Here is a 9,360-nt window from a genome sequence, read left to right on the forward strand (position 1 = left end):
TCCACCCTGCCCCTCGGACAAGGCACGCGCCCGCAGGCGCTGGCGACGTGCCGCGACTGTCCCTGAACTTCACCCATAAATTTCAGTGGCAGGACACCAGAGCGCCATCTGATCGTACGCGCTCGTTTGATCGACAAGAAATACTCTAATTTTCAATATGATGGAGCCTCCGCCAATCCTGAAAATCGGCCAGTGACGCATCCTGTCGGCCACCGTAATGGTTAATGAATAGATATACCGCAGACCATTCAACATTATTTTAACGAATAATTAAGATTAGAACATCACCAGAGTTATTGTATGATTTGAAGAGGATACGGAAAGCATTTATCAGTCAAACCGACGGATTACAGGCAGAAAATTCGAGTCATCTTCGGCATGCGCAACCAGAAATCTCCGTGGACGAGAGACGTGATCGGCTTTCTCTGGGGCACGGTTGTTCTCGTCATCCTGATCTGCGGCGCCTTCGAGTGGTTCAAATATGACGAACTCGCCAGCCGGGTACAGGCGCAGGCGAAAACGGTCGCCACCGAATATGCCGGCACGATCGCGCGGCGGTTGTTCAACCAGTTCACGGAACTCGAATTCATCGGCGTCAGTCTGCTGTCACCGGCGCCGGACGGCACCATCGCCCCGTCGCCGCGAACGGTCCGGGCGCTCTACCGCTTCATGGCGCTGCACCCGAGCCTCTATGCCTTCAACGTGCAATCGCCGGACGGCAACCACATCATCTGGTCGACAAAGAAGCAGCCCAAGCGCCCGATCACCCTAGCCAACGGATTTACGCCGCTGGCCAGCCACCCCCAATACCTGCTCGGCCACCCGCGCTACGCAGCACGGGTTCACAGCTACGCCATCACGATGCGGTTCCGCGACATCGGCGCCGACGGCAAGACCCGCTATTTCGTCGGCACGCCCTACCGGCTCGATCGGCTGCTGGCCTATTCCGGCCACGACGCGATGAACCTCGCCCTTGCCGTCACGGACATGAGAAACCAATCCAATCTCGTGGTCTGGCATGATGGCGGGCTCGATTTCAGCAGTCTTGCCCATCGCAGCCCGCACCAGGCCGCCATCGGGACAAACACGAAGCCGCCCGCCAGCGTGGCGGACCAGGTGGCCGTTCCTGGCCTGCCGCTGGAAGTAACCGCGAGCTGGCCGGCGGATTATGTCGCCAATCGCTGGATCCGCAGCGGCTGGATCCGCTGGAGTCTCGAACTCCTTTTCATCGTCATCCTTGCGCTGCTGGTCATGCTCGTCGCTCGCAGCCGCCGGCGCGAGCAGATGGCAGCTGCAGCACTGGAAAAGGCGAGACGGGTCGACGACCTGACCGGCCTCGCCACCCGGACCAGATTCGAGGAGGAGATTTCCGCACTCTGCCGCGGCGTGGCGCCTGGGCGGCAGCTTGCCGTCATCGTTGTTGACATCGAGGATTTCTCCGACATCAACGCCCATATCGGGCGCGACGGCGGCGACGGAATCCTGCGCGCGCTCGGGCAACGGCTCGCAACACTCCCGGACGCCGTTCTCCAGGCAAGGGTCGGGGCGGACTCGTTCGCTTTCGTGCATGCCAACATCGCCGAGACCGAGATGCATGCGCGGATCGACGCGACCCTCGCGCTGGCCGCAGCGCCCTTCGAGGTTCCCGGCGCATCCGCCCAGACGATCAGGATTTCCCTCGGCAGCGCGCTCTACCCCGCCGATGCGGACTCCGCCGCCTCGCTGCTCGGACGGGCCGAAGTCTCGCTGTTCGGGCAGGTGCAGCGCCGATACGGATCAAGGCGGCGGCAGCTCGACCCGTATTCCGCCGACAATCTCCTGCCCATCGCCTGGGCTCTGCGCTTCCTGCGGCCCTGCATCCCCGACATCGCGCAAGCGATGCTGGACGACATCATGTCCGACCCGCGGAACCACGCCGTGATGCGGCTGCTGGAACCGGGACGGGAGGAGGGCCTGACGCAGGCTGTCGCCCGCCATATCCTGCTGCTGCTCGATCCCGAGTTGAGCCCCGAACGGCACCGCGCGGAAGCGTCCCGCATCGGCCGGCTGCACGTTGCCCTCGGCGTCGACATCAGCGCCCGCACCAACGCCATGAGCGGGCTGTATCAGCGCATCGCGGTGGACAGCCAGCGAATTCCGGGCCGGATCAGCCAGCGCCAGCTCTATCTCGACATCATCCTGCAACGTTGCGAGCTCGACATGGAGATCCAGCAGGACGCAGCGGCACGGTTGCGCCACGAGATCCATCACACGCTCGGGATGCTCGCACTGGAAACCCGCCGGATGACCCGCAGCGTCGATGTCTGCGACGCCATCACCGCGGTATTGGCCGACTGGCCGTTCATCGCCTGCTGCGCGATCTATACCGAGGCGGTGGATGGGCGCCTCGTCATCGAATCCGAAAGCACGGCGCATGCAGGGATGATGGAACGACATCCCGCGCTGCGGCTGGGCGGGCGGAAGCTGAAGGAGCTTGGCGACCACCCGATCGCCAGGGCATGGCTAACCGCGGAGCCCGAACGCGGACCGGCGCATGACTTCGTCGGCCAGGATGATGAAGGTGCGGGCCAGCGCCTTCTCGCCGCCGAGGGCGTTTTGAGCGCTGTGGCGTTGCCGATCACCGAACTGACCGGCCGGCTGCGCGCCGTGCTTGTCATGTATGGCAGGCTGCCGAACCAGTTCGCCGCACCGGTGACGAGCGACTCCCTCGAGGCGCTCAGCCTGATCGCGGCCCGTGGCCTCGAGCAGACCAGGGACGAGTCGCTGGCACTGATGCCCGCCGCCGAGCGACAGGCGTGGCGCAGCAGGCTGTTCGACGGCGGCCTGCAGATGTTCATGCAGCCGATCGTCAATCTGCGGAGCGGCAAGGTCGCGAAACTCGAAGCGCTCGCCCGGCTCGACCTTGGCGATGGACGCAGAGTCGCCCCGGCGCAGTTTCTGCCGGTTCTCAGCCAGCAGGATCTCGACCGCCTCTTCATCGAGGGGATGCAACAGGCCATGCATTCGGTCTGCAGCTACCGCAGGCTCGGGTTCGATGTCGATCTGTCGCTCAACCTGCCGCCGACGACGCTGCGCCACCCGGACTGCGCCCGCTGGATCCGCTCGGCGCTCGACACGTTCGCTCTCGACCCGCGGCGGCTGACCCTCGAACTGCTCGAGGACCAGGACTTCGTCGCCGGCGATCTGGGGTTGAGCGCGATCGAGGCGCTTCATCACATGGGCGTGCAGCTGGCGCTCGACGATCTCGGCGCCGGGTATGGCAGCCTTATGCGGCTGCGCAACCTCCCCTTCGACATGGTCAAGGTCGACCAGGGGCTGGTGCGCGGGATTTCGGCGCAGGACGAACGGTCGATCAAGCTGGTCGAAGCGCTCGTGCAGCTCGCGCTGCGGCTGGATATCCCGGTCACGGTCGAGGGTCTCGAAACACCTGAACTGATCGACATGGCGCAGCGCTGCGGCGCTGTGTTCGGACAGGGATACGGCATCGCCCGGCCGATGCCTGCCGACCAGGTGCCGGCATGGCTTGCAGAATTCCGGCTACCGTCGATAGGGGCGCTTTCGTCGCAGGCGCCCTTCATCGCCCTGTTCTAGAGCATTTTCCGATCCGGTTGGATCGGATGTAGTGCTCTATCATATTGATAAGTCGAGCATCTTTATCCGATCCGCATGGATCTGAACGTGCTCAGAGGCGGCGATGTCATCCGATTGCAAAATGTTCATCACGTTTTGAGCAGCCGCTGCTTGCCTGCCGGCGGCTCAAGCGCCAACATCTGATCCATGGGACATCATCAAGGCCCGACCATCGACATGACCGTTTCGGGAGATTTTCGCGATCTGCCGACACGCAAGCCGTCGCTCGTGGCCATCGCGGCGCGTCTCCTGATGTTCGGGATCGCGCTTGGCTTTGTCGCAATGCTGTTCTGGCTCGCGGTATTCACCCTGCCGGTGCTGCTGCTGGCGGGAGCTGCCATCTATCTCTACGCCAGGTTCGCACCGAACCGCGGCGCGGGGCCGGCAGGGCCGGCGATCCGCATCTTACGTTTCTGACGCGAGAGCATTCCGAGCCGGCCAGAGCATCATCCGATCAGATGGTGTCATCTGGTCGTATGATGCTCTATTTATCAATATGATGGAACACTTTCCGATCCGGAAGGACCGGAAAGTGTTCCAGACGTTTCCATCTGACCGGGGAATGCCCCCGCGCCGGCCGCGCGCCTATTCGGCGATCAGCGTTCCCGAACCGCCGAATTCCGCCGGGAAATCGGCGAATTTCGGCAGTCCATCACGAATGCGCAGGACCGTTTCGCTGTAATTCACATGCAGGCCGGGCTTGTGATCGAGTGTGGGGATCGTCGCCGAAAACACGTCGACCAGCCCGAGAGGCGGGTGATTGGCCATGATATGGCCGCCGCACAGACGGCAGAACTTGCGCTCGCTCATCGGCGTCTTGGCATAGGTGGCGATGTGTTCCTCGCCCTTGGTCACCTTGACCGCCTCGGGTTTCCACAGGCTGAAGGCGTTCACCGGGCCGCCGGACCACGAACGGCAGGAGCGGCAATGGCAGATGCCCATGCCTTCCGGCTCGCCGCTCGCTTCGATTTCGACGGCGCCGCAGAAACAGGCACCCTTATGGGTCGTCATGTCTGGAAGTCTCCTCGTTTCATCTTGTAGAAGTGGCATCGTGCCGCAGCGGGTGGCGTTCGGCAAGTATCGCAGCCCGTGAGACAGCGCCCCTGGCGGCTTACTCGCCCACCCTGTCGTCTTCGGCGGAAGGCGGTGCGGGGGTTTCGCGCAGCAGCGCATCGATCGCTGCAACCGTGTGATCCGGCAGGTGCCGCAGCTGGCGGGCGAAGCGGTTGGCCAGCGCGGTTTGCGCGGGGGACAGCCCGCCGGTGTGCAGGCTGATGCGCGGGCGGGAATCGCGGGCGAGATCGGCCAGTTCGTGCGCCTCGTCCCAGATCAGGCTGAACCGTTCGCAAATCTGGTGGATCAGCCCTGGCGAGGGCGCGCCTCGCCTGCCGTGCTCAAGCGCGGAAAGATAGGCCGCCGAGACGCCGATGCCCTCGGCCATCTCGCGTAGGGTCATCCCGCGCTGGGCCCGCAAGGCGCGCAGCCGCGCGCCGAAGGGGGTCACGCGCCAAGCCTCACGGGCGGCTCCGCCGTAGCAGCACAAGCAGCGCCCCCTGGTTGGCGGCATGCGGATGGCACACCGCGAGGATGTGCGCCCGCAGCGCGCCGTCATTGAGCCAGAACGGCACCTCACGCCGCAATACCCCTTCGCCGCCAGTCCGCCGCCCATGGCCCGTCACGATCTCGACGCAGCGCATCCCGCGCGATACCGCACCGCCGATGAGGGCACTGACCGCGACATGTGCCGTCGCCGTGGTCATGCCATGAAGGTCGAGCGTCCGTTCCGGCGCGATCCTCCCGGCCCGGAATTTTGCCCAGGTGGCGCGGTCGAGCCCCGGTGGCGCCACGCCGATCGCCACCGCCGGGCGACGCTGCGGCGCAGCCGGCGGAGGCGCTGGCGCCGGTGCCGCCGCAGGCGCCGTCCCGGTCTCGGGCCGCGCGCTGGCGGGCTTGTCGGCCGACGGCGGTTCAGGCACCCGCACGCCGCGCAACGGGCGGACGTGGCGCAGATAGCGCGTCCAGACCTCGAGATCGGCGGCCGGGAGGGGTTTAGCCCTGCGCGCCATCTCCGCCTGCGCCGCCGAGCAGCACGATGTGCAGCCGCCGCGGGCCATGCGCGCCGAGTTCGAGCGTGCGCTCGATATCGGCCGAGCGCGACGGGCCGGTGACCAGCATCACGTTGCGCGGCATCCCGCCAGCCTGGCGCAGCCGGTCGAACGCGTCTTCATATGGCCCGACCACGTCGGAGTCCTGCAGCACGACGATTTCGGTATCCGGCAGCAGGTTGAGCGTGGTCGGCGAGCGCTGGCCGGAGGGCAGCATCAGCGTGCCGGTTTCGGCGATCGCCGCGAAGCCGCGCTGCACCGAGACCATGTCGCTCGGCTGCGCGCGGCCGAAGCGATGGGCGAGCAGCGGCGCGTCGTTCCAGTTCGCCGCCTCCAGATCCGGGTGCGGGGCGATCACCAGTTCCGCCGGCAGGTTCTGCTCGCGCAGGTAGCCCGCGATATGGGCGGGCAGGTCCGCCGCGTCGGCCAGGCGCTGGACGGTCGCGTATTCGCGCGTCGCATTGGTGATGAACAGCTCGATGAGCGCATCATGGTCGAGCGCGACGCGGGCGGGGATGGTGTGGCGCGGATGGGCATCGAGCCGGGTGCGGAGCATCGCCGCCTGGTCGGCCGGCAGCGCGCCGCGCCCGAGGCCGCGCCGGATCGTGCCGAGAATCGCCGCGCGCTGGGCCTGGTTGTCCTGTTTCATCGGCTGCGCTGCTCCCGTGCATAGCGTGCGAAGAAGGTTTCGCCCTCGGGGGCGGGCATGTCGCGCGCGGCGGTCCAGGCGCCGGCCAGCGGCAGCCAGCCGAAGCGGCCGCGCTTGCGGCCCATGACCCCGAGTCCCCATGCCGCAATGCGCGACACGCTGCGGTAAAGCCCGGGGCGCCGGGCGACGAACCCCCAGCCGCGAATGCCGTAGCGCGTGGTCGCCGGGGCGAGATGCCGCTCGAAGGCCCGCTCGCGCCAGTGACGCATCATGCCGGTGAGCGGAATCTTCATCGGGCAGACGCTTTCGCACTTGCCGCAGAAGGTCGAGGCGGTGGGCAGCAGATGCGCCTGCTCGGCGCCGAAGATGGCCGGGGTCAGCACGCTGCCCATCGGGCCGGAATACATCGAGCCATAGGCGTGGCCACCCACGGTGAGATAGACCGGGCAATGGTTCATGCAGGCCGAGCAGCGGATGCAGCGCAGCATGTCCTGGAACTCGGTGCCGACCATGTTCGAGCGGCCATTATCGAGCAGGATGACGTGATATTCCTCCGGTCCGTCAGGGTCGCCGGGGCGTTTCGCGCCGGTCGAGAACGTCGTGTAGACCGAGAATTCCTGCCCGGTCGCCGAGCGCGCCAGAACCCGCAGCAGCGAGACGGTGTCCTCCAGGGTGGGCACGATTTTCTCGAGGCTGGCGAGCACGATATGCACGCGCGGCAGGGTTTGCGTGAGGTCGCCATTGCCCTCGTTGGTGACGATCACCGAACTGCCGGTTTCCGCGATCAGGAAATTGGCGCCGGTGATGCCGACATCGGCGGCGATGAACTGCTCGCGCAGCACCGCGCGGGCTTCGGCCTGGATATCGCGTTTCTCGTGAAACACCCGGTCGGCCGGCAGGTGGGTATGGGCGGCGCGGAAGCTGGCTTCCCAATCCTCGCGGTTGAGATGGAAGGCCGGGCCGATGATGTGGCTCGGCGCTTCGCCCCGGATCTGCAGGATGTATTCGCCAAGATCGGTCTCGACCGGGCGGACGCCGTTTTCCGCGAGGTGCTCGTTCAGCCCGATCTCTTCGGAGATCATCGACTTGCCCTTGGTGACGGTCTTCGCCCCCACCCGGCGGCAGATGTCGAGCACGGCGCTCCGCGCATCCTCGGCGGTGCGGCACCAGTGCACCTGCCCGCCATGAGCCTCGACCTGCTCGGTGTAGCGCTCGAGGTAGAAATCGAGATGGGCGAGCGTGTGATTCTTGATGCCCTTCGCGGTTTCACGCAGGGTCTCGAACTCCGGCAGCCGGGCGACCGCGGCCGCGCGGGTCTGGGCGAAGGGCTTGCGGGCGCGGTCGAGCGCCTTCTGCAGCCCGGCGTCCTGCATCGCGCGGCGGGAATTTTCCTTGAAATCAGGGCTGGTATTCAGCATCGGGAACTCCTTCACGCACGAGTGTAGTGAATGGCCGCGCCGAAGTGAACGGCCCCCATCGCCACCATAATTTCTTGATGGATCAAAAAAAATGGCGGCACTTGCGTGCCGCCAAGTTTAGGGAGGAAACGTCCAAGAAAGCAAACAGAGCGAATGTTCGCCGTGTTGCTGAAAACCGATATAGCGCCGCGGTGGGGGCCACGCAAGAACTTTTTTGCAGTGCAGCATCGCAAAAGGCGCGACATTTGCAGAAGCGGTCGCAGCATATGACGCGATCGCCGCAGCGGTGATCGCCGCTTGGGGGTTTGGCGCGACCCGCTCGGGACAGACGCTGTCAAGGCGTAAGCCGATGCGCGAAACTAACCTGAAATTAATTCACTTGCGCGATACTGGCGGCATGTTGAGGCACTTCGCCATCATTCCGATCGCTGCGATTTTCGTCACCCTGGCCGGCGCCGGGGAGGCGCGCGCGCTGCCGAGCGGCGTTGCACCGGATGGCGGTGCGGCGATCGACCCGGCGCTGCTGTGCCAGGCGGCCGTCATCATGGCGGAATCCGACAAACACACGCCGGCCGGCCTGCTCCGCGCGATCGGGACGGTGGAGAGCGGCCGCCCCGACCGGGTGACCGGGCAACTCGCGCCCTGGCCCTGGACGATCGATGCCAATGGCAGCGGCCACATGTATCAGACCGAGGCCGAGGCGATCGCGGCGGCGCAATCCTTCCTCCAGCAAGGTATCACCTCGCTGGATATCGGCTGCATGCAGGTCAATATCAGGGAGCATCCGCACGCCTTCGCCAGCCTTGCACAGGCCTTCGATCCGATGTCGAACGTCTTTTATGCGGCGGGTTTCCTGACCCGGCTGAAATTGCAGACGGGAAACTGGGAGCAGGCCATCGCGGCCTATCATTCCGCAACCCCGTCCCTTGGCGCGCCCTACGCCAATCAGGTGCTGGCCCGCTGGCAAGGGCAGGGCGGCGGGCAGACCGGCGGACAAACTGGCCTGCCGCTGGTGCAGACCGCAATGACCCAACCTCTGCCGATGGCGGCAAAATCGGCTGCTGCCCCGCATGTATGGGGCCCCGCAAACCCGCCCGCGCCGCCGGTGACCACCGCCGCGGGTGCGGCCAAGGGAGCTGTGACGCACGGCAAACCGAGCCCGGGCGGGATCAATGTGCGGCATTTCGCTCCGGGATCATTCGCCTTCGCGCCGCTGCACGGCACCGCCTCCATCCTGCCATTGCAGAACCAGCCCGCCGGGGCGGGGCCGCATGTAAACGTGCCGGGAAATATGGGCGGCGGAATGGCCGGCCGATCCCTCGCCGCCTACCGGCGGATGCCGATCCCGATCACCGGTGCGCCCTCCTGAGGCGCGCCTCTTGCTTGAGTGGCGCCGATCTTTCTTCCGCTGCCCACACGGAAGACGCCCTAGGTTCTGTACCTATTGCCATGACTACGGGGCGTCTGATTCAAGTCTGTTCGGACGGCTTCGAACATGGCGGAACTTTTCTGGCTGAACGACACGCAATGGGCTGCGATCGAACCATTGCTGCCGAAG

General features: G+C 65.6%; 9 protein-coding genes. 4 read left to right on the forward strand and 5 right to left on the reverse strand.

The window, feature by feature from the left end; genetic code table 11:
- Positions 1 to 378: 378 nt before the first annotated feature.
- Together B7Z76_RS10860 and B7Z76_RS10865 are read left to right on the forward strand one after the other, a co-directional pair.
- Positions 379 to 3,591, forward strand: a complete 3,213-nt coding sequence (locus tag B7Z76_RS10860) for an EAL domain-containing protein (RefSeq protein WP_291343883.1) — start codon at positions 379 to 381, stop codon at positions 3,589 to 3,591.
- Positions 3,592 to 3,777: 186 nt separating this feature from the next.
- The gene (locus tag B7Z76_RS10865) at positions 3,778 to 4,047 is read left to right on the forward strand and encodes a hypothetical protein (protein WP_291343885.1); all 270 of its coding nucleotides are present in this window, start codon (positions 3,778 to 3,780) and stop codon (positions 4,045 to 4,047) included.
- A 168-nt stretch (positions 4,048 to 4,215) separates the two neighbouring features.
- On the opposite strand, the gene B7Z76_RS10870 is transcribed toward B7Z76_RS10865, so the two are convergent.
- The 5 genes from B7Z76_RS10870 to B7Z76_RS10890 all read right to left on the reverse strand — a co-directional run bounded on the left by B7Z76_RS10870 (position 4,216) and on the right by B7Z76_RS10890 (position 7,802).
- Complete coding sequence (locus B7Z76_RS10870; protein WP_174503245.1) at positions 4,216 to 4,641, reverse strand: GFA family protein; 426 nt, start codon at positions 4,639 to 4,641, stop codon at positions 4,216 to 4,218.
- Between the two features lie 100 nt (positions 4,642 to 4,741).
- Positions 4,742 to 5,134, reverse strand: a complete 393-nt coding sequence (locus B7Z76_RS10875) for a helix-turn-helix domain-containing protein (protein ID WP_174503246.1) — start codon at positions 5,132 to 5,134, stop codon at positions 4,742 to 4,744.
- Positions 5,135 to 5,144: 10 nt separating this feature from the next.
- Entirely contained in the window at positions 5,145 to 5,696 is a 552-nt protein-coding gene (locus tag B7Z76_RS10880; RefSeq protein WP_174503247.1) for a Smr/MutS family protein, read from the reverse strand.
- A complete protein-coding gene (locus B7Z76_RS10885; RefSeq protein ID WP_291343889.1) occupies positions 5,680 to 6,384 on the reverse strand; it encodes a lactate utilization protein in 705 nt (234 codons plus the stop codon). Before B7Z76_RS10885 ends, B7Z76_RS10880 begins: the two co-directional genes overlap by 17 nt.
- Positions 6,381 to 7,802, reverse strand: coding sequence for a lactate utilization protein B (locus B7Z76_RS10890; RefSeq protein WP_174503249.1), 1,422 nt, complete (start codon positions 7,800 to 7,802; stop codon positions 6,381 to 6,383). The genes B7Z76_RS10885 and B7Z76_RS10890 overlap by 4 nt, the downstream gene beginning before the upstream one ends.
- Before the next feature lie 26 nt (positions 7,803 to 7,828).
- On the opposite strand from B7Z76_RS10890, the gene B7Z76_RS10895 reads away from it, so the two are divergent.
- Positions 7,829 to 8,092, forward strand: a complete 264-nt coding sequence (locus B7Z76_RS10895; protein ID WP_291343892.1) for a hypothetical protein — start codon at positions 7,829 to 7,831, stop codon at positions 8,090 to 8,092.
- 59 nt (positions 8,093 to 8,151) lie between these two features.
- The gene (locus B7Z76_RS10900; RefSeq protein ID WP_174503250.1) at positions 8,152 to 9,171 is read left to right on the forward strand and encodes a lytic transglycosylase domain-containing protein; all 1,020 of its coding nucleotides are present in this window, start codon (positions 8,152 to 8,154) and stop codon (positions 9,169 to 9,171) included.
- The last annotated feature ends 189 nt before the right edge of the window (positions 9,172 to 9,360 follow it).

Source organism: Acidiphilium sp. 20-67-58 (assembly GCF_002255515.1).
Taxonomy (GTDB): Bacteria; Pseudomonadota; Alphaproteobacteria; order Acetobacterales; family Acetobacteraceae; genus Acidiphilium.

What these genes read in the sequence shown, in the direction of transcription:
- B7Z76_RS10880 (WP_174503247.1), bottom strand. Translation starts at nt 5,696, where the DNA reads ATGGCGCGCAGGGCTAAACCCCTCCCGGCCGCCGATCTCGAGGTCTGG.
- B7Z76_RS10900 (WP_174503250.1), top strand. Translation starts at nt 8,152, where the DNA reads ATGCGCGAAACTAACCTGAAATTAATTCACTTGCGCGATACTGGCGGC.
- B7Z76_RS10870 (WP_174503245.1), bottom strand. Translation starts at nt 4,641, where the DNA reads ATGACGACCCATAAGGGTGCCTGTTTCTGCGGCGCCGTCGAAATCGAA.
- B7Z76_RS10865 (WP_291343885.1), top strand. Translation starts at nt 3,778, where the DNA reads ATGGGACATCATCAAGGCCCGACCATCGACATGACCGTTTCGGGAGAT.
- B7Z76_RS10890 (WP_174503249.1), bottom strand. Translation starts at nt 7,802, where the DNA reads ATGCTGAATACCAGCCCTGATTTCAAGGAAAATTCCCGCCGCGCGATG.
- B7Z76_RS10860 (WP_291343883.1), top strand. Translation starts at nt 379, where the DNA reads ATGCGCAACCAGAAATCTCCGTGGACGAGAGACGTGATCGGCTTTCTC.
- B7Z76_RS10885 (WP_291343889.1), bottom strand. Translation starts at nt 6,384, where the DNA reads ATGAAACAGGACAACCAGGCCCAGCGCGCGGCGATTCTCGGCACGATC.